This window comes from bacterium (assembly GCA_021371935.1).
Lineage (GTDB): Bacteria > Armatimonadota > UBA5829 > UBA5829 > UBA5829 > UBA5829.
This window is the reverse complement of sequence record JAJFVF010000002.1, coordinates 53,033-71,889: the sequence shown is the minus strand read 5'-3', so window position 1 is coordinate 71,889 and position 18,857 is coordinate 53,033. Positions and strand designations below refer to the sequence as shown.

19 protein-coding genes are annotated in these 18,857 nt (G+C 50.9%); 17 read left to right on the top strand and 2 right to left on the bottom strand.

What is annotated here, in order from left to right:
• Positions 1 to 11: 11 nt before the first annotated feature.
• Positions 12 to 1,352, bottom strand: a complete 1,341-nt coding sequence (locus LLG46_00380) for a sugar ABC transporter substrate-binding protein (protein ID MCE5321751.1) — start codon at positions 1,350 to 1,352, stop codon at positions 12 to 14.
• A gap of 293 nt (positions 1,353 to 1,645) precedes the next feature.
• Here LLG46_00380 and LLG46_00375 point away from each other — a divergent pair, with 293 nt between their 5' ends.
• The 3 genes from LLG46_00375 (at position 1,646) to LLG46_00365 (ending at position 4,506) form a co-directional block, all read left to right on the top strand.
• Positions 1,646 to 2,905, top strand: coding sequence for a clostripain-related cysteine peptidase (locus tag LLG46_00375; GenBank protein MCE5321750.1), 1,260 nt, complete (start codon positions 1,646 to 1,648; stop codon positions 2,903 to 2,905).
• A gap of 100 nt (positions 2,906 to 3,005) precedes the next feature.
• Entirely contained in the window at positions 3,006 to 3,572 is a 567-nt protein-coding gene (locus tag LLG46_00370; protein ID MCE5321749.1) for a hypothetical protein, read from the top strand.
• Positions 3,565 to 4,506, top strand: coding sequence for a hypothetical protein (locus LLG46_00365; GenBank protein MCE5321748.1), 942 nt, complete (start codon positions 3,565 to 3,567; stop codon positions 4,504 to 4,506). The genes LLG46_00370 and LLG46_00365 overlap by 8 nt, the downstream gene beginning before the upstream one ends.
• A 92-nt stretch (positions 4,507 to 4,598) precedes the next feature.
• On the opposite strand, the gene LLG46_00360 is transcribed toward LLG46_00365, so the two are convergent.
• Complete coding sequence (locus tag LLG46_00360) at positions 4,599 to 5,126, bottom strand: sigma-70 family RNA polymerase sigma factor (GenBank protein MCE5321747.1); 528 nt, start codon at positions 5,124 to 5,126, stop codon at positions 4,599 to 4,601.
• A 763-nt stretch (positions 5,127 to 5,889) separates the two neighbouring features.
• Here LLG46_00360 and recG point away from each other — a divergent pair.
• From recG to fabF, 14 genes are all read left to right on the top strand, one after another.
• Complete coding sequence (recG, locus tag LLG46_00355) at positions 5,890 to 8,013, top strand: ATP-dependent DNA helicase RecG (protein MCE5321746.1); 2,124 nt, start codon at positions 5,890 to 5,892, stop codon at positions 8,011 to 8,013.
• Between the two features lie 97 nt (positions 8,014 to 8,110).
• Entirely contained in the window at positions 8,111 to 8,695 is a 585-nt protein-coding gene (locus LLG46_00350) for a hypothetical protein (protein ID MCE5321745.1), read from the top strand.
• A gap of 393 nt (positions 8,696 to 9,088) precedes the next feature.
• Positions 9,089 to 9,580: a pantetheine-phosphate adenylyltransferase gene (gene coaD, locus LLG46_00345; protein MCE5321744.1), complete on the top strand. Its 492-nt coding sequence runs from the start codon at positions 9,089 to 9,091 to the stop codon at positions 9,578 to 9,580.
• Positions 9,581 to 9,583: 3 nt separating this feature from the next.
• Positions 9,584 to 10,174 carry a hypothetical protein gene (locus tag LLG46_00340; GenBank protein MCE5321743.1) on the top strand — a complete coding sequence of 197 codons (591 nt, stop codon included), beginning with the start codon at positions 9,584 to 9,586 and terminating at the stop codon, positions 10,172 to 10,174.
• A 116-nt stretch (positions 10,175 to 10,290) separates the two neighbouring features.
• The gene (gene pta / locus LLG46_00335; GenBank protein ID MCE5321742.1) at positions 10,291 to 11,289 is read left to right on the top strand and encodes a phosphate acetyltransferase; all 999 of its coding nucleotides are present in this window, start codon (positions 10,291 to 10,293) and stop codon (positions 11,287 to 11,289) included.
• 27 nt (positions 11,290 to 11,316) lie between these two features.
• Entirely contained in the window at positions 11,317 to 12,531 is a 1,215-nt protein-coding gene (locus tag LLG46_00330; GenBank protein MCE5321741.1) for an acetate kinase, read from the top strand.
• Positions 12,532 to 12,558: 27 nt separating this feature from the next.
• Complete coding sequence (locus tag LLG46_00325) at positions 12,559 to 13,086, top strand: DUF177 domain-containing protein (GenBank protein ID MCE5321740.1); 528 nt, start codon at positions 12,559 to 12,561, stop codon at positions 13,084 to 13,086.
• 82 nt (positions 13,087 to 13,168) lie between these two features.
• Positions 13,169 to 13,363: a 50S ribosomal protein L32 gene (rpmF, locus tag LLG46_00320; GenBank protein MCE5321739.1), complete on the top strand. Its 195-nt coding sequence runs from the start codon at positions 13,169 to 13,171 to the stop codon at positions 13,361 to 13,363.
• A gap of 33 nt (positions 13,364 to 13,396) precedes the next feature.
• Complete coding sequence (gene plsX / locus LLG46_00315; protein MCE5321738.1) at positions 13,397 to 14,416, top strand: phosphate acyltransferase PlsX; 1,020 nt, start codon at positions 13,397 to 13,399, stop codon at positions 14,414 to 14,416.
• Positions 14,417 to 14,464: 48 nt separating this feature from the next.
• A complete protein-coding gene (locus tag LLG46_00310) occupies positions 14,465 to 15,460 on the top strand; it encodes a ketoacyl-ACP synthase III (GenBank protein MCE5321737.1) in 996 nt (331 codons plus the stop codon).
• Positions 15,427 to 16,389 carry an ACP S-malonyltransferase gene (gene fabD, locus LLG46_00305; GenBank protein ID MCE5321736.1) on the top strand — a complete coding sequence of 321 codons (963 nt, stop codon included), beginning with the start codon at positions 15,427 to 15,429 and terminating at the stop codon, positions 16,387 to 16,389. The genes LLG46_00310 and fabD overlap by 34 nt, the downstream gene beginning before the upstream one ends.
• Positions 16,390 to 16,427: 38 nt before the next feature.
• Complete coding sequence (fabG, locus tag LLG46_00300; GenBank protein ID MCE5321735.1) at positions 16,428 to 17,177, top strand: 3-oxoacyl-[acyl-carrier-protein] reductase; 750 nt, start codon at positions 16,428 to 16,430, stop codon at positions 17,175 to 17,177.
• 13 nt (positions 17,178 to 17,190) lie between these two features.
• Positions 17,191 to 17,427 (top strand): acyl carrier protein, encoded by a 237-nt coding sequence (gene acpP / locus LLG46_00295; GenBank protein MCE5321734.1) that lies wholly within the window; start codon positions 17,191 to 17,193, stop codon positions 17,425 to 17,427.
• A gap of 110 nt (positions 17,428 to 17,537) precedes the next feature.
• Positions 17,538 to 18,770, top strand: a complete 1,233-nt coding sequence (gene fabF / locus LLG46_00290; GenBank protein ID MCE5321733.1) for a beta-ketoacyl-ACP synthase II — start codon at positions 17,538 to 17,540, stop codon at positions 18,768 to 18,770.
• The last annotated feature ends 87 nt before the right edge of the window (positions 18,771 to 18,857 follow it).

The window sequence follows — 18,857 nt, the reverse complement described above, 5'->3', positions numbered from 1 at the left end:
TGCAGAGCCTCTCATTTCAGGAAATTGGGGTTTGCCAGGTTGCGGCGAATCACTTCGTTTATTTTCCTAGCTATATTGTTACAGGCGTCATCCGGTGACTGTCCCTCAAGCCACATCTTGTCCAGTTCAATATTGGTAATAGCAGCCTGGTCTGCGCCGGAAATATATGGTGACCACTCGATATCGCGGCCGAATTTAAGCTCGTCAATAAACAGTTGGTTCTTGGTTTCGTTGGGGTATTCCGGGTTATATAGATAGTCTTTTATTACTTCAGGTGAGTTGCGGGACGGAAGGCCGTCGGCAAAATCAGATATCAACTTCTGATTTTCCCTGCTCAAAATGTTGCAGAGAAACTTGATTGCGGTCTCTTTATTTTTGCATGCTTTCGGAATCGCATAGCACTTGCTGAGAAATGGCGCAGCTGTATACTTTCCTCGAGGATAAGGCGCCACGTCCCACTCCAAACCTTTTTGTACACGGAATTGAGGCACCATATATCTGCCGGTGATAACCATTGCGGCTTTGCTCTGAGCAAAAAGCAGAAATGCGCCGCCATAGCCACCCATCGAGGCCATACTACTCGTTTCCTCGCCGGTTGGAAGCACATGGTATTTCATCCTCAGATCATACCAATAACGAATGCCTTCCTTACATTCTTTCGAGTCCATCAAGCATTTCTTGCCGTCAGGGCTAAAGAAGCTGCCTCCATATTTCCAGATAAAGATGCATGGTATGTTGTCTACATACAAACCCTTTTGAACCGGCATTTTTCTGCCGTTTACAACTTTGTACACGGTAAGTTTTTTTGCCGCATCAATATAGTCGTCCCAGGTCCAGCCCTCTTTAGGATATGGCACTCCTGCTTGCCTGAAGAGTTTCTTATTATAAAACATATACATGTTTCCGCCGTTTTCAGGTATTCCAACGACCTTGCCTTTGTAGTAGACATAGGATTTCAACTGAGGCCAGAGTTCATCAACGGGAATCTTATACTTTTTGACATATGGTGTAAGATCAAGCAAAAGTCCGGTTTTTGCGAATTTATTGAGCTGATCGAGGGAATAGATGGTCATTATATCAGGGGGAACATTTCCGGCAAGTTGAGTAAGCAGTCTTTGAGATGCAGCATCCGGGTCGTTTATGACATGAATGCCAGGGTTATTTTTCTCAAATAATGCAATGGTAGTCGGTCTTATCGGATGCGGATCTACCACCCAGCGTATATTTTTTACTTTACTTGAAGACGGCTTTGCAGTGGCTGATAGATAAATACCAAAAGCAACGAGGAGAGCCAAACCGATAAACGGCAGCAATCCCTTAAGAAACGTCAGTAATGCCTTATTGATTCTCATACTCACCCTTATCCATTACCTCGGCAAAGAGGTGCTGTCCAGTCGAATGCTAATGCTATATTGCGCCAGTTGGTTGATAAATGCAATAGCATCGATGTAATGATAACACATGACTTTGTAGATATCCAGCAATATGAGATCAGATAAATGCCGAGAGAGGGTGCAACTGCCCATAGTATTGCCACCGATATGCATGCTTGCGAGCACTATTACTTCCCAACAAGAGAATATGGAGAATAGGGAGCAAGAAATAGTTTGCAATCGCCGTATAATCTGCCATAATCTTTGTTAGTATGCATACAATAAGTCGCTACTGCCAATTAATACTAACGCTTTCCTTCCTTGCTGCCATCCTCTGCGGCTGCGGTGGTGGAGGAGGCTCAGCAAGTTCGTCAGCCACAACTGAAGACCTCATCTATACTGAACAGGAAGCCGAGCAGCACGGCACATGGACTGTTCTGGTATATCTCGATGCGGACAACGATCTGGAAAGTGCCGGGATAAACAACTTCAACCAGATGGAAATGGTCGGTTCGACAAAGAATGTGCGTGTAATAGTCCAAATGGACCGGGCGCCGGGCTACGACTCCACAAACGATGACTGGACCGATACCCGTCGTTATCTGATTACCAGAGATACAAATACCTCAAAGATGGCATCGGTGCGGCTTGACGACTCTTTGGGCGAACTCGATATGGCAGACTGGCATACGCTCAAAGATTTTGTGGATTGGGGCACGAGCAAGTTTCCAGCCGATCACTATTGCCTCATCATATGGGACCATGGCTCCGGCTGGACAATCCGTCTTAATAGTGCGATTTCTCAATACAAGTATGTTGTTTCGGACGAAACAAACTCCAGCGGGATGAACGTGACCGATATTCCGCTTGCTCTGGCCGATGCGGATATCGACGTAATAGCATTTGATGCATGTCTGATGCAGCAGCTCGAAGTAGCGTATGAACTCAGAAGCTCGGCGGCATATATGGTCGGCTCACCCGCGCCCGAGCCTTCTCCGGGATATAATTACTCGGCAGTAGTGAGCAGGATGGGAGCTTCAACATCGCCGTTTGGCCTCTGCAATATTATTGTGGAAGAGTATGCCAAGGCTTATCCTTCTCCCAATCAGGGAATAATCCAGTCGGCGCTGGATCTGAGCCGAATTTCATCTGTGGCTGAAGCTGCAAGCAGCTTTGCGGATATATTAAGGTCACAGCAGCCGTCATATGCATACCTGCTTGCCGCTGCTCGTGATAACGCGCTGAACTATTCTTTGTGCAACGGCGGCAGCGACCGTGACAGTCTGGACCTGCTGGATTATGCCAACAGATGTGCCATGATTGTCGGTACATCTGCTGATGATGCATATGATGAGTTGAAACAGGCAGTTAGCGATGCGGTGGTTGCGGAAGCTCATAATTCGGACACTCCAAATGCGCACGGCCTTGCAATATATATGCCTGCCGCTCCGAGATATGATGTCAGATATAATATGCTGGACTTGGCTCAATCGACTTCATGGGATGAATGGATCCGTGCTCAGAGCCAATAGAATGCAACTCCTATGCAGGAAGAATGCCTGCAGCCATATAATGCACAACTGAGCGCTGAATGGTCTGAAGCTCTCAGCTATTCTGAAGGAGGGAACGACAATGCCCGAATGGACTCTCGTTGCAATAGCAATTTGCCAGATTATCACTACTGCATTGGTGCTGCTGACTGCAGCAGCGCTGGTTGTAGGCATTATCTTGATAAGAAACGCCATTAACCGTAAGGTCGACGAAGCCATGGCCAAGGTGCAGCCTATCATCAACCAGGCAAAGGCTGTTTCCGAACAGGTCAGGGAAACGGTCGATGAGGTCAGCGCGAAAGTCGATTCCATCATGGCCAGTGTCCAAAGCACGACAGGTGAGGTCACTTCAAAGATTGACTCGATAGTGGCCAGAGTGGACGATACTGTAGGCAGCGTTACCGGCCAGGTCAACTCCACGGTCGGCTCGATCATGAACAAAGCGGAGTCCACAGTCGATCAGGTGAGCGGCAGCGTCACCGGCGTCACAAAAAAAGTGGAGGATGCCGTCAGCCCTCAGATTGCGAATGCAGCAAATATCGTCGGGACCGCGGCCAGGTGTTATGAGATATTTCGTGATATTACAAAAAGCCGCCGAACAAAACAATCAGAGCCGAATGGAAAGGAAAAAGACAATTTAGATGGATAACACGGATTTAATAGAGTCAATCCCTGAAAACACACCGCGTTATAACGGCACACTGGCTTTATGGTATTCAGGGCATTATCAGTTGGACCCGCGAGACTGGAACAATGTGCGTGAGTTTAATGGCGAGCATCATCCACTGTATGGTTACTATAAAAGCGATGATGCCCAAGTGCTCACAAGACATCTGCATGATATCCGCAGAGCAGGGATCGACGCCATTGTATACGACGTATTTCCCGTGACGCAGTGGACCCCCAAGGACTATGCAAAAGACCGTGCGCTTGCGATGCTGCTGGAAATGCTCGCCCATCAGGAAAATGAGTCGCGCCAACTGCAGCTTTTCATATACCTGGAACACTATGTCTCCGACCCGACTCTGGATGAACTGGAGTTTGCTCTGGACTATATGCGCGAGCATATGTGCGAGAATTCATATTACTATCGATATCACGGCAAGCCGCTAGTGGTCTGTTATTTGAACGGCGATGCTCCTGGGATGGCAGAGATCGAGAAGAACCGAAAGTATACTGATTACTTCGAGTTAAGGCGCATCCGCCCGTTCTATACAGATGACTGGAGCTATATACAGCCTTTCCCACAGACTGCGCGCAAAGACTTTATGTGCGCATCACCGGGCTATGACTCCTACCTCGAGGACGCCTATCTTTCAAAGTATGTTCGCAAAGAGGCGGGCAGAACCCTGGAAGATATCCGCCAGCATTCTGCCCGTGAGGAGAGAGAGGATGGCCAGTATTATCTGAAACAGCTCGATCATGCCAAGCAGACTAACTCTGATATCGTCATGGTCTCGACTTGGAACGATTGGCAGTTCGCAAATCAGATTGAGCCTGCCGAGGAGTATGGTTATCTATATGTAGACCTCACTGCAAGAGCTATGGGACGGTGGCAGGAGACCGCAGAGTATAGAAAGTAATGGTCATTAGTTCATATATTCCAATCTTTTCAAGCATCCCCACTCAAAGCAGCGGGGATGCTTTTGTACTAACCTAATATGGAAGACATTCACTATATCATGCATACCGGTTTCTCAGACCACTCCTCATAGCGCCGCCTGATCTGCCGCACGTGATAGGCAATGTTGGCCGACGCGCATCCCAGCTTCTCACCCGCTTCGCGCCATGTCAGCCCTGCGAGCAAGCAATCGAGCACTTCGCGCTGGGTCGGCTTCAGATCTCCAACAAACTCAGCAACGCAAGCAGATGACATCGCCGTATCACTTTCCGAGGCTAAGGATTCCAGCGGCGCGTCATCAAGCTGAGAACATCTGCGCACCTTGGCGCGCTTCACCGCGTCCAACAGCTTCCATCTTGCGCGGGCGATCAGATACTGCTCAGGAGTTCCAATCCTAAGGTCGATCTCAGGAAGGGCTTCCAACAGACCCAGCCATGCCTCCTGCAGCAGATCATCAGGGTCTTCTGAACAGATGCGACCATAATATGCAGCCATTTTTGCTATTCTAGGGCGCAGGGCTTCAACCAGCTTTCTTTTTGCTGACTGGTCACCCTCGCGTGCCCGTGATATACAGGCGTTCATCTTGGGGTGTCTCCTCCAAACTTAAAACAAGAACAGGGAAATTACAGGTACAACGTTAGTGCCGTCGCCCGGCAGCGTTTGGAAGAGACTCTAGGAGGGGATTTATTTCTTCGGACGATGCCCGAAGAAATACCTTCTTAGAACTTCCACTTGCTGCCGAAACGAGGCCGTAAATTCGTACTGCCGACGACAATCGGGCAGTGCGACATGTTATACATATAGTGAGTAAACATGCGCATCATTGGTTGTGCCTCCTTTCGGTAGATTAAATAGTTCATAGTTAGTTATCCTCAAATGGCGGTAGATTGCCTACCACCACTATCATTATCGCACATTATAGCAGGTTTGCTAAAGATGCAGCGGAAATTTTTTGTAATTTTTTATATCCGCCGTGGTCGTAAGGCTATGGCGGACTCAATCCGCATTATTCACGAGGAGCGTAAATAATGCTCTCAGTCCCCCGGATTATGCGTGAAGCGCATAATCCGGGTTAAGAGCAATTTTCCGGGTAGCCACTACCGGCGCCCTGCTCCAGGGGCGGGTGATAGGCTGTTAATCAATTCACCCACCTCCTTCTCGAGGCATAGTCTGGATCACGCCTCTGATTGCAATTTAGAATCAGACATCGCCTGTGGTAAACAAAAGGTTAACTATCTGAAAATGACGCTGCATAGAGGGCTGTTCAGCCGGCCTTGAGCCGATATGTGATCTTGACAGTGACGGCTTTGCGTCGATATAATTATGAAGTTGAATTGGAGCCCAGATGGCAACGCAAGCACGCACGCAGTCCAGCTCTTTGTCCACGGCACGGTCTCTGGATATGGATGTCCAGTTCGCTAAAGGCGTGGGGCCCCGCTTGGCCGGCATATTAGGGAAGCTGGACATTTTTACTGTACGGGACCTGATCTATCACTTCCCGCGGCGTCATGAAGACCGAACGCACTTTGCGCGGGTTGCAAGTTTGCGCCATGGCGAGTCAGCGACAATACGCGGCACTGTTCTTGCTGCGGATAATGTAAGGACACGCGGGTCATTGGTGCTCACGAAGGTTGCAGTCGATGACGGCACGGGTGTGATCGCGCTCACATGGTTTAACCAAAAGTATCGCAAGGACCAGTTTCTAAAGCTCAAGGGCAGACAGATCGTCGCTTACGGCACTGTGGCGGACGGCCGATGGGGCTTTGAGATAGCAACCCCCGAGTGGGAACCATACAGCGAGGGTGCTGACCCTCTTTCGAGCGGACGGGTTGTGCCGGTATATCCGCTGACGGAGGGGTTGTTTCAGAGCCAGGTCCGCAAGGCGATCAAGAGTGCTGTGGATATATATGCGCCGCTGGTGCCGGAGGTTCTGCCGGAGGATGTGCGGGACCGTCTGGACCTGATGGATATAAGTGAGGCGCTGTGCAATATCCATTTCCCGGAGAGCATGGCGGCTCTGGATGCTGCCAGAAAAAGGCTGGTTTTTGAAGAGCTGTTTTTGCTTCAACTCGCGCTTGCAATCAGGAAGCGTGGAATGGAGATGCCCGGGCATGGCATTCGATTCAAGATGCCCGAAAACTTTAAGCAGGAACTGAAATTAATTCTGCCGTTCGAGCTTACAAAAGCTCAAAAGCGTGTTATAAAAGAGATATCTGCGGATATGGCCAAGCCGGCTTGTATGAACCGGCTTCTTCAGGGCGATGTTGGTTCCGGCAAGACCGCAGTTGCTCTGGCGGCAATGCTGATGGCCGTGCGAAATGGCTATCAGGCTGTGCTTATGGCTCCGACTGAGATTCTGGCCGAGCAGCACTATCTGGGCATCACCCGTATGCTCGAGAACCTGGGTGTGCTGGAGATATCAGTCGATCTGCTCAAGGGGAGCCTGAAAAGCAGACAGCGCCGGCAGGTAATTGAGCGGATCGCATCCGGCCAGACAAAGATTGCGATAGGCACTCATGCCCTCATTCAAGAGGGCGTTGAGTTTCATAAATTGGGACTGGTGATCGTGGACGAACAGCACCGGTTCGGGGTCCTGCAGCGCGCGGCGCTGATGGAGAAGGGCCTAAGCCCGGACATTCTGGTGATGACCGCGACCCCCATCCCTCGCACATTGACATTGACTATATACGGCGACCTGGACGTCTCGATAATAGACGAACTGCCGCCCGGCCGTAAGGCAATCCGCACTCACTGGAAACAGGTCGGTGAGCGCAAAAAGGTATACCAAGCGCTTCGGACCCTGATCGACCAAGGCAGGCAGGCATATGTGGTCTGCCCGCTCATCGAAGAGAGCGACAAGCTCCAGGCACGTGCAGCAAGTGAGCTTGCCGAATTTTTGCAGACAGAGATGTTCCCAGACTACAGGATCGGGCTGCTGCATGGCCAGATGAAGACCGATGAGAAAGACGCGGTTATGAAGGCTTTTCGGGCGGGTGATATCCAGATACTTGTCTCTACGACTGTAATTGAGGTCGGGGTAGACGTGCCGAATGCGACGTGCATGGTAATTGAAGACGCCGACAGATTCGGCCTTGCCCAACTTCATCAGCTCAGGGGACGAGTCGGACGCGGTGATGAGCAGAGTTTTTGTGTACTGATCTGTGAGGGCAATTCACCTGACTCGATCAAGCGTATGCAGGTGATGTCATCCACAAGCGACGGTTTTACCATAGCCGAGGAAGACCTCAAGCTGCGTGGTCCGGGCGAGTTCTACGGCACCCGGCAGTCCGGCATGGCCGGCCTTAAGATAGCCGACATCTTTCGCGATATACCGATTTTAGAGCTTGCCAGAAAAGAAGCGTTCGACCTTATTGACAAAGACCCGGATTTGGGGCATCCTGCTTTCAAGGCTCTGCGAAGAGACCTGGTTAAGAAGTATGACGAACTGCAGTTGGCAGTGGTTAGTTAGCCGAGAGTGGAAAGCTGAAAGCTCAGATAGTGCACGTGTTTGCCCTGAGTTCCATCGAAGAATGCGAAAATCGCCGGTGCTTTATTGGAGGAGTTCAATGAAAAAGAGCTTATTGGTATTACTGCTATTAGCAATTATCTTTGTCGTTGGGTGCAATTCGTCTAAAACGACAGCCGTCAGAAGTTTTCGCGCGGACCAGGAGTCCACATGGAGAGCTACCCTGCGAGCAGTAAAAGATTTTACCGGCCATGAGCCGCAGTCTATTGATGTACAGTCCCGGACAATTGTAGTTAGGGGTGAGCACGTCGAATCAAAATGGCAGGGCAGTAATATAGAAAAGAACACCATGCGTTGGAGCGCTGTGATCAGCGTTAACCCTAAAGACTTGAATGTCTATGTGGGAGACAGCATGGCTAAGCAAAAAGGATTGACCTGGGTCGTTATAAAGACGAACGAGAAAACTGGATTTACTACTTCGTCTGAGAACACGACACCCAAAGACGGGCGCGATGCTTCCACAAGTTTTGGGGTCACAAACGATAGCAGTCTGGTTGATAAGTTTGCGCGGGCCATCCAGAGAGAACTGGACAACGCCGACTTCAAACCCGATGACTTGGCAAAAAAACTGAAAGCTCAAGACTCTGAGCATGCCAAGGGTAAGACGGAAAAGACAGCTTACTAGACGTCACCTGCGACACTATGGGAGGATTGGGTTATGATACGAAGAATAGCCTTGATCTTACTAGCGCTTCTGGTTTCATCAGTAGTGATTTACGGAACGTTCGTAAAAAACGATCTTTGGAATGCATTCCATCATTGCCGTATTTGCGCTTATTGGTGCGCTGTATGTGAAGAGCAAGTTTATGAAGTTGGTGTATTTTGCATGGGCACTTCTATGCTTAACTCAGGCGCTGGAATTGTTGACTAAGGTTGCCTGGCCGGCAGAGATAATCGGCCACGTTGCTGGTATATTGGGCATTGTTATGATAGTCATGCTTTTTCGCAAAAAATGTAGATTGTCAGATTTATAGCAAAGCCCGAAATCAAATAGAAAATAATCAATAATAACTATAAAATGAAAGCAGTTTATCCTGGAAGTTTCGACCCGGTGACCAGCGGTCATCTGGACATAATAGAGCGTGCGGCGAGTATTTTTGATGAACTCGTGGTGGCTGTTGCCGTCAACCCGAAAAAAATTCCACTCTTCGATGTGCCTGAAAGAATGCAATTTTTACGCGAAGCATGTGGACACTTAGCCAATGTTAATGTAGACTATTTCCATGGACTTACGGTAGACTATGTAGTAAGCCAGGGCGCAAGGGCTGTCATAAAGGGACTCAGGGCCATATCGGACTTCGAGGCCGAGTTCCAGCAGGCGCTAATGAACAAGAGCCTGAATGATCAGGTTGAAACACTTTTTATGATGACAAGCCCTGAGCACCTGTTTTTAAGTTCCAGTTTGGTCAAGGAAGTTGTGGAACTCGGTGCCCCGATACAGGGGATGGTGCCGAAAGTCATTGAAGCGAGAGTACTTGAAAGACTGCATCAGAGAGGGCAGGAGGCTTAGAAGATGATAGATCAAGAACAGATGGTTGTGCGCAGACCTTTTCTGAACGGGGGAGGCAATCAGGGAGACATATTAAGATTACTTGATGACCTGGAAGATCTGGCTGAAAGCAGCACATCTTTCTTCGGCAAGGCATGGGGGTTGGATCTGGAAGAGTTTCATATGCTGATCAACAAGATCAGAGCATCGCTGCCCGATGAAGTGCGCAGAGCCAGCCGGGTCGCCAATGACAGCGACAAGATCGTGCTTGCAGCCAAAGAAGAAGCCGAAATGATTAAAGAGCAGGCCATAGAAGAGTCAAACCGGGTTATGGAGGAGGCACGACAGATGGCTTCCAAGCTGGTCGACACCAGCGAGATAAACCGTATGGCCAAAGCCCAGGCTCAGGAAATTATGGCCAGTGCCGAGAATGCAGCAAGGGAGATCAGGCGTGGGTCCGACGAATATGCGCGTGATGTTCTTTCGGCCATTGAGAATCATTTGGCCAAAGTTATGGGTACAATTCAGAAAGGCCGCGAGAAGCTGGATGTGCGCATCAGCGCCGTGCAGACTTCGGAACCGATCATTCCCGTCGGACGCGGAATCAGAAGATAAGTCGAAATGTCTTACGTCTGAACGTCATAATGTCAGTGCGCCACATATCGAGAAAATAGAATTCTGTGGCGTTGTGACCTTATGACGTTTGGCGCTGTACAGTGGAGTTGAAAACAATGCCAAATGTAATGGAAACAGTCTATGCCAGAGCAAAGACTGCCAAGAAAAGAATTGTGCTGCCGGAAGCTGAAGATGTCAGGACAGTCACTGCCGCTCAAAAGATAGTGGAGCAGGGCTTGGCCGAGGTTATCCTGGTCAATCCTGAGGACAAGATCGTATCCGCAGTCGAAAAGTCGGGGGCTAATATTTCTGGATGCAAAGTGATCGATCCGGTCAAGTCACCCAAGTTCGACGAATACGCAAAGCAGTTCTATGAAATGCGCAAGCACAAGGGTATGACCGAAGATAAAGCTCGCACAATGATCGCCGACCCATTGCACTTCGGTTGCATGATGGTCGCCGATAACCAGGCCGACGGACAGGTCTCCGGCGCCACTCACTCGACAGCCGACACAGTCAGACCCGCTCTGCAGATTCTGCGCACCGCACCGGACTGCAAGCTGGTGTCGAGTTTCTTTGTCATGATCGTGCCGGACTGCGAATATGGTGAGGATGGAACTTTTATTTTCTCTGACTGTGGGCTTGTGATTAACCCAGCGGCAGATGAGCTTGCAGAGATTGCGCTGCAGAGCGCGAAGACGATGAAGAACCTGCTTGGCTATGAGCCTCGGGTGGCTATGCTCTCATTCTCCACCAAAGGAAGTGCATCCGACCCACTGGTAGACAAAGTAGTCGAAGCGACGAAGATTGCAAAAGAGAGAATGCCTGACCTCATGCTGGACGGCGAGCTTCAGGCAGACTCTGCTCTGGTCGACTGGATCGGCCAAAAGAAGGCTCCGGGCAGTCCTGTGGCGGGTAAGGCGAACGTGCTTATCTTCCCTGACCTCAACACCGGCAATATCTGCTATAAGATGACCGAGAGACTTGCCAAGGCCGAGGCTTACGGACCCGTTCTGCAGGGTCTCAGAAAGCCTGTAAATGATCTTTCCCGCGGATGCAACGCGGAGGATATAGTAAATGTAGCTGCCATAACAGCAGTGCAAGCCATACAGTAATTCAGAATTTTTAGAACTGGTGTATTGATGAAAATCTTAATATTAAACAGTGGGTCAAGCTCACTAAAATATCAGTTGATCGATTCAGAGAGTGAAGAGGTTCTGGCAAAGGGCTTAGCCGAGCGCATTGGAGCGGCAGGCGGCGGAGGCAGAGTCAAACACGAGTGCGTCGCCAATGGCAAGGCTGAAGTGGATGTGGATATGGCCGATCATGCCGATGCGATAGACCATGTATTCAGCCTGCTCAAGGACCCCAAAGTCGGTGCGGTAAAGAGCATGGACGAGATATCCGCAGTCGGCCACAGAGTGCTCCATGGCGGCGAGCGGTTCGTTCAGCCGACATTGGTGAATGAAGAAGTCGTGCTGGAGATCGAGAAGCTCAGTGACCTCGGTCCTCTGCACAATCCGGCCAACGCCAAAGGCATTCGAGCATGTATGAAGCTGATGCCCGGTGTGCCTCAGGTGGCGGTCTTTGATACGGCTTTTCATGCCACCATGCCCGATTACGCTTATACATATGCCTTGCCATATAAGTATTATCAGGATTACGGGATCAGGCGCTATGGTTTCCACGGCACCTCCCACAGATATGTCACCGGCCAGGCTCTGAAGATGCTCAAGTCGATGAACATCGACCCGGATAAATCGCGTATAATTACTTGTCACTTGGGTAATGGATCGAGTATGGCTGCCGTAGTGGGCGGAAAAGTAATGGATACCTCGATGGGTGTGACACCGGCAGAGGGACTTATGATGGGCACACGATGCGGGGATATCGATCCGGCAATACTGACATATTTGGGCAAGAAACTAAGCGCCACACCTGAAGACCTGGATGATCTGATAAACAAGAAGAGCGGCCTGCTGGGTGTATCCGGCGTATCCGGCGATATGCGCGATGTAGAGAATGCAGCGGATGAAGGCAACAAACGCGCTAAGCTGGCGCTTGATATCTTCTGCTACCGGATCCGCAAATATATCGGCGCTTACATTGCGGCTATGGGCGGACTTGACGCAATTGTCTTTACAGGCGGGATCGGAGAAAACAGCAAGACCATTCGCGCCAGAGTTTGCGACGGCATGGATTTCTTTGGTATCGAGATGGATTCCGACAAGAACGACAAGCTCAAGGGCCCGGCGGACATCAGCAAAGACGGCTCCAACGTGAGAATCCTGCTGATCCCGACCAATGAAGAGCGGGTCATCGCGCGTGAGACCGTGCAGGTTGTTGAAGGCGCTTAGCAAGTCATAGAATACAGGTGCTGACCAATGAAACTCGATCTAAGTGAAATAGCATCGCACCTTGGCAAGCGAATCAAGTATAATATAGATGAGCCGCCTATTGATGACCCGGAGAGCGGGATCAAATGCATCAAGCCGATAAGCGGTGAAGTAACTTTTAGTAATACCGGCAAGCATATAGTGACACGGGGACACTTTGAGACAATCATTGAGCTTGAGTGCACCAGGTGTCTTAAAACGTATACAATCGATCTGAGGCTGCCGATAGAAGAAGAATTGCAAATACCGGGACACACGATCGAGGTGCTGGAAGAGCAGGAGCTTCCCGAGGACGAGAAAGAGCCGCTGTTTGTGGACTATGTTCTCGACCTGACAGAGCTGCTGCGCCAGAATATAGCGGTCGCTGTTCCGATCAAGAATTTGTGCTCAGATGAGTGCAAGGGTCTTTGTCCGCACTGCGGCAAGGACCTCAATCAGGGGCCATGCGGATGCCCGGCGGAGAGTGATGAATCTCCGTTTGGTGCGCTCGCAGAGTTGCTCGAAGAAGACGAGTAATAATTCGTCGTGAATTTCAAGGGTGTAAGTGGACTCTTAGCTCTCCACTTTCCACTCTTCGCTATTGATTAAGGAGAACTAAATGCCTTTACCGAAAAGAAGACATTCAAATCAAAGGACGCGTCTGCGCAGAACGCATTACAAGCTCAACGTGCCGACCGTTTCGGAATGCCCGCGCTGCCATGCTCCATCGCAGCCGCACCATGCCTGCCCGTCGTGTGGCTATTACAACGGCCGGCTGGTGATAGAAATCAAGGAAAAGCAGAAAGCCGAATAAGTTGCAAACTGGCGGCGTTGAAGGGATTCACGCATGATAATTGCCGTCGATGCGATGGGTGGCGATTTTGCTCCCGCTGAGATAGTCAAGGGAGCGGCGCAGGGCAGCAAACTGCACGACGTGGATGTAGTTCTTGTCGGTGATGAGGGGGCAATACGTCATCATCTGCCGGCTGAGTTTGCCGCGTCTGATAGAGTTACGATAAGACACACCTCGGAAGTGATCACGATGGACGACCATGTGGATGCCGTCCGCACGAAGCGTGACGCGTCCATGGTTGTTGCCGCGTCTATGGTCAAAAAAGGTGAGGCCGATGCCATGGTCAGTGTCGGCAATACAGCTGCGGCCATGGCGGTCGCAACACTCAGGCTGGGCAGGATCAAGGGTATTGATCGCCCGGCCATTGCGTGCGTCTGGCCGGGGAAAAATGGCCCGACAATAATGCTTGACGCAGGTGCGGTCGCAGACTGCAGCGCCGATAACTTGAAGCAATTTGCTGTGATGGGCAGTGTATATGCGGAGAAAGTTTTCTCAATTCCGAATCCGCGTGTTGCGCTGCTCTCCATTGGTGAAGAGAAGAGCAAGGGTAACGAGGTCGTCAGAGCCGCATATGAAGAACTGGCAGCAAGTTCACTAAACTTTGTCGGCAATGTCGAAGGCAGACACCTGCTGAGCAACGATGCAGACGTCATCGTCGCGGATGGTTTCGCGGGCAATGTGGCACTCAAAGTGGCCGAAGGCCTGATCGAGCATGTGATGGGGGTCATCAAAGATGACCTTAATGTGCATCCACTCGCCAAGATTCCAATATTATTGCTTGCGCCGATGTTCAAGCGTCTGCAGAAGAAGCTGGACTACGCCGAATACGGCGGTGCGCCCCTGCTCGGTCTTAGCGGTGTGTGCATTATCGGTCATGGCCGGTCTAATGCGTGGGCGGTTGCCAATGCCGTGCGGGCAGCAAAAGAAGCGGTGAATGGTCACGTTGTCAAAACGATACGTGAAAGTGTTTTGGCGACGGAAAAGCAGGAGCAGCAGGTAGGAAGCAACGCCTAGCCGTGGGTTCTGACCTTTATATGATGTTTATGAAAGAATGGATGTGTCATGTCTAACCATAGGAATGCGGGAATTATAGGTGTCGGTTCGGCCGTACCTGATAAGGTTCTCTCAAATGCGGATCTGGAGAAGATGGTCGATACAAGCGATGAATGGATCCGCACGATGACCGGAATTTCCGAACGGCGTATGGCTGCCGATGGAGAAGCGACAAGCGACTACGCGACAAAGGCTGCCAAGATCGCTCTCGGCCGCGCCGGGCTGGCGCCGGATGACATCGACATGATAATTTTGGCCACAGTGACGGGGGACATGCAATATCCCGCCACGGCCTCCATAGTCCAAAATGCTCTCGGCTGCACAAAAGCCGCTGCATTCGATCTGGGAGCAGGCTGCTCGGGCTGGGTATACTCGCTTGCTGTTGCAAACGGCTTTATTACCAGCGGCATGTATGACCACATACTCGTTATCGGCGCTGACCTGCTCACCCGAGTCACAAACTGGACTGACCGCTCCACTTGCATCCTCTTCGGAGACGGTGCAGGCGCAGCGGTTGTTGGTCCTGTCGACAAGGACGAGGGTATGCTCGGGTTCGATCTTGGTTCGGACGGCAAGAGTTCAAATGTTTTGTGTATTCCAGGCGGCGGGACACGGAATCCTCTTACGCATGAATCACTCGATGCCCATGCCAACAAGACTCACATGGAAGGCCGCGAAGTATTCAAGTTTGCTGTAAAGATTCAAAGTGAAGCGACTGAGCGGTTACTTAAAAGCCTCGGTATGACAACTGATGACATCGATATGGTTATCCCTCATCAGGCAAATGTCAGGATAATCGATTCCGCTGTCCAAAGGCTCGGGCTTCCCAAAGACAAGTTTTTTGTAAACATACATAAATACGGCAACACATCGGCAGCTTCCATACCGATAGCTCTGGACGAAGCATTGGGGGCAGGCAAGGTTAAAAAAGGCGATACGGTCGTCACAGTCGGTTTTGGTGCAGGCCTCACATGGGCGGCAGGAGTGATGAAGTGGGTCTACTAGATAAGAAACTGGCATTTGTTTTTCCTGGGCAGGGCTCACAAGCTATAGGCATGGGCAAAGACCTCTACGAGTCGTTTGACGAGGCCAAAGTCCTGTTTGATATGGCCGATGAAGCGCTGGGGTTTTCGCTTTCCGGTCTTTGTTTCAATGGACCCGAAGACCAGCTGACATTGACTATCAACACTCAGCCTGCGCTCTATGTCACATCCTGCGCTGCATATATTGTCGCCGCGGCTTCAGGGCTAAAGCCAATTGTTGCGGCGGGTCACAGTGTGGGTGAGTACGCTGCGCTTTTTGCCGCAGGAGCTTATGATTTTGTCGACGGGCTCAAGCTCGTGCGTGAGCGCGCCAAGCTGATGAATGATGCTGCCCAGGCCAACCATGGAACCATGGCCGCCATCCTGGGTCTGTCTTCCGATCAGGTACGCGATGTGGTCGCAAAGGCATCGGATGCAGGGGTTGTAGTGGCAGCTAACTATAATAGCCCAATCCAGACAGTGATATCGGGCGAAACGGATGCAGTTAAGCGGGCATCTGAGATAGCCTCAGAGATGGGTGCGAAAAGAGTTGTGCCGCTCAGTGTCAGTGGAGGATTTCATTCGCCTCTTATGCAAGATGCGGCAGATGCTCTGCTCGAGGCTTTGCATGCCAGCCGGATAAGTAATCTATCTATTCCAGTGGTGGCAAACTACAGCGCCCAGACCGAAAGTGAAGCGGAAGAGGTCAAAGTTAATCTATCGAAGCAGATCACCGGCAGTGTGCGGTGGGTAGAGTCCGTAAACGCGATGCTTGACTTGGGCACCGAAGTATTTATAGAATTAGGGTCAGGCTCAGTGCTTGCCGGGCTTATCAAACGGATCGCAAAGGACGTCGAGGTGTATTCCGTCGGTGATAAGGCATCGCTGGAAGCTCTGATAACCAATAACTAAAAACTCATAACTAAGAACTCACAAAACGGAGTATCAAATTGTTACTAGAAGGACAGATAGCGCTGATTACGGGCGCGGGCAGAGCAGGCAAAGGCATCGGCAGGTCGATAGCCTTGAGGCTTGCCAAAGAGGGTGCGAAGATCGTGATCGCGGACTTTGTGCCGGAAGCCGCTCAGGCGGTGGCGAAGGAAGTCGAGGATATGGGCGGCCAGGCTCTTGCAGTCTACGGCAGCGTCTCTAACCCCGACGATGTCGATAAGATGGTCCAGACTGCTGTTGACAAGTTCGGCAGGATCGATATACTAGTCAACAATGCCGGGATCACTCGTGATAACCTGCTGGTTCGCATGAGCGAGCAGGAATGGGACATGGTTTTGGACACAAACCTCAAGGGAGTGTTCATTTGCTCCAAAGCGGCAGCCAAGTTGATGATGCGCCAGCGCAGCGGCAGGATTGTGAACATGGCGAGCGTGATGGGGATTATGGGGAATGCGGGACAGGCAAACTATTCCGCTTCCAAGGGTGGTGTTATTGCATTGACCAAGACCACGGCCAAGGAGCTTGGTTCGCGTGGTATTAATGTCAATGCGGTCGCGCCCGGCTTTATTCAGACAGTGATGACCGAGGAGATGCCTGAGGATGCAAAGGCTGGAATCGCTCAGCAGATACCGTTGAGGCGACTCGGTAGCCCGGATGATGTGGCTGAAGTGGTGCTTTTCTTATGTTCACCGATGTCGAGCTACGTCACCGGACAAGTAATCGCCGTAGACGGCGGAATGGTTATGTGAGGAGGAAGTTATTATGGCAACAACTCTGGAGAGAGTAAAGAAAGTAGTAGTTGACAGGCTTAAGGTGTCCGAGGGCGAAGTCACTGAGACAGCGTCATTTGTCGACGATCTCGGCGCAGACTCGCTGGATGTGGTCGACCTCGTAATCGGCTTTGAGGACGAGTTCCAGGTCCAGATACCGGACGAAGACGCCGAAAAGATCACCACAGTCAAGCAGGCAGTCGATTATATCGACAGCAAGTCGGCTTAATTAGGTTACAGGCAACAGGCTAACAGGTTACAGTAAACGGGAGGGCGAAGCTCCTGCTGAGCCTTGCCTACTGTAACCTGTGGTTTATAACTGTATTCTATGAGGATTTTATGCAGGATAGAAGAGTAGTCATAACCGGTCTTGGCGCCGTCACCCCGTTGGGAAACACGGTCGATGAATTTTGGGAGTCGATTAAGGCCTGCAAGAACGCCATCGCTCCCATCACTCACTTCGACGCCTCTGAGCACCCGACCCAGATAGCGGCGCAGGTAAAAGATTTTGACATAACACACTATGCCGATGCCAAACTTGCGCGACGAATGGATCAATTCACCAAATTTGGTGTCGCGGCGGCAAAGATGGCATTCGATGACAGCGGTCTTATCATCACCGAGCAAAACGCGCCTCGCGTGGGTGTGCTCATCGGCTCGGGTATTGGCGGGGTCGAGACATGGGAGACTCAGCAGAAAGTAATCTGGGAAAGCGGCCCGCGGAGAGTAAGCCCGTTCTTTGTGCCGATGCTGATCTCAAATATGGCGAGCGGCGTGGTTGCGATAATAACCGGCGCTAAGGGTCCGAATATGGCCGTAGTGACGGCATGTGCCACAGCCAGCCACTCGACTGGAGAGGCGTGGCACATGATAAAGCGCGGTGATGCAGACGTTATGATGGTGGGCGGGGCGGAAGCAGCAATCAGGCCACTTTCATGCGCGGGTTTTTGCACTATGAAGGCTATGTCCACCAACAATGCCGACCCTGAGCATGCAAGCCGTCCATTCGATAAAGACAGAGACGGTTTTGTGATGGGTGAAGGCTCTGGTATATTGGTCATCGAAGATATGGAACATGCCAAGGCTCGCGGTGCAAAGATTTATGCTGAAATTGTCGGATATGGGTGTTCAGCTGATGCTTATGACATGGTCGCAAACAGCCCTGACGGCGCATGCAGGAGTATGCAGAATGCGCTCAGTCGTGCTGGGCTTGCTCCTGAAAAGATCGATTACATAAATGCACACGCCACCTCGACTCCTGTGGGTGATCCTGGTGAGGTTGAAGCCATAAAGAGAGCGTTCGGCGATCATGCCTATAATGTGATGGTCAGCTCCACCAAGTCCATGATCGGCCATTTGCTGGGGGCGGCAGGCGCAGTCGAGAGTATTGCCTGCATCAAGGCTTTAACAGATGGGGTGATCCCGCCTACAAGAAATTTAGTAGAACCCGATCCGGTGTGCGATCTGGACTTTGTCCCGAATGAGGCGCGCCAAGCCAAGATCGAGTATGCGATGAACAACTCATTCGGCTTCGGCGGCCAGAATGCAACGCTGATATTTAAAAAAGTTTGATAGTTCGATGGACTGATGGTTTGATAGTTAAGGCAGACAGTGCCGGAGGGTTACTATCAAACCATCAAGCTATCCGACCATCAAACC

What these genes read in the sequence shown, in the direction of transcription:
- LLG46_00380 (MCE5321751.1), bottom strand. Translation starts at nt 1,352, where the DNA reads ATGAGAATCAATAAGGCATTACTGACGTTTCTTAAGGGATTGCTGCCG.
- LLG46_00375 (MCE5321750.1), top strand. Translation starts at nt 1,646, where the DNA reads ATGCATACAATAAGTCGCTACTGCCAATTAATACTAACGCTTTCCTTC.
- LLG46_00370 (MCE5321749.1), top strand. Translation starts at nt 3,006, where the DNA reads ATGCCCGAATGGACTCTCGTTGCAATAGCAATTTGCCAGATTATCACT.
- LLG46_00365 (MCE5321748.1), top strand. Translation starts at nt 3,565, where the DNA reads ATGGATAACACGGATTTAATAGAGTCAATCCCTGAAAACACACCGCGT.
- LLG46_00360 (MCE5321747.1), bottom strand. Translation starts at nt 5,126, where the DNA reads ATGAACGCCTGTATATCACGGGCACGCGAGGGTGACCAGTCAGCAAAA.
- recG (MCE5321746.1), top strand. Translation starts at nt 5,890, where the DNA reads ATGGCAACGCAAGCACGCACGCAGTCCAGCTCTTTGTCCACGGCACGG.
- LLG46_00350 (MCE5321745.1), top strand. Translation starts at nt 8,111, where the DNA reads ATGAAAAAGAGCTTATTGGTATTACTGCTATTAGCAATTATCTTTGTC.
- coaD (MCE5321744.1), top strand. Translation starts at nt 9,089, where the DNA reads ATGAAAGCAGTTTATCCTGGAAGTTTCGACCCGGTGACCAGCGGTCAT.
- LLG46_00340 (MCE5321743.1), top strand. Translation starts at nt 9,584, where the DNA reads ATGATAGATCAAGAACAGATGGTTGTGCGCAGACCTTTTCTGAACGGG.
- pta (MCE5321742.1), top strand. Translation starts at nt 10,291, where the DNA reads ATGCCAAATGTAATGGAAACAGTCTATGCCAGAGCAAAGACTGCCAAG.
- LLG46_00330 (MCE5321741.1), top strand. Translation starts at nt 11,317, where the DNA reads ATGAAAATCTTAATATTAAACAGTGGGTCAAGCTCACTAAAATATCAG.
- LLG46_00325 (MCE5321740.1), top strand. Translation starts at nt 12,559, where the DNA reads ATGAAACTCGATCTAAGTGAAATAGCATCGCACCTTGGCAAGCGAATC.
- rpmF (MCE5321739.1), top strand. Translation starts at nt 13,169, where the DNA reads ATGCCTTTACCGAAAAGAAGACATTCAAATCAAAGGACGCGTCTGCGC.
- plsX (MCE5321738.1), top strand. Translation starts at nt 13,397, where the DNA reads ATGATAATTGCCGTCGATGCGATGGGTGGCGATTTTGCTCCCGCTGAG.
- LLG46_00310 (MCE5321737.1), top strand. Translation starts at nt 14,465, where the DNA reads ATGTCTAACCATAGGAATGCGGGAATTATAGGTGTCGGTTCGGCCGTA.
- fabD (MCE5321736.1), top strand. Translation starts at nt 15,427, where the DNA reads ATGGGCGGCAGGAGTGATGAAGTGGGTCTACTAGATAAGAAACTGGCA.
- acpP (MCE5321734.1), top strand. Translation starts at nt 17,191, where the DNA reads ATGGCAACAACTCTGGAGAGAGTAAAGAAAGTAGTAGTTGACAGGCTT.
- fabF (MCE5321733.1), top strand. Translation starts at nt 17,538, where the DNA reads ATGCAGGATAGAAGAGTAGTCATAACCGGTCTTGGCGCCGTCACCCCG.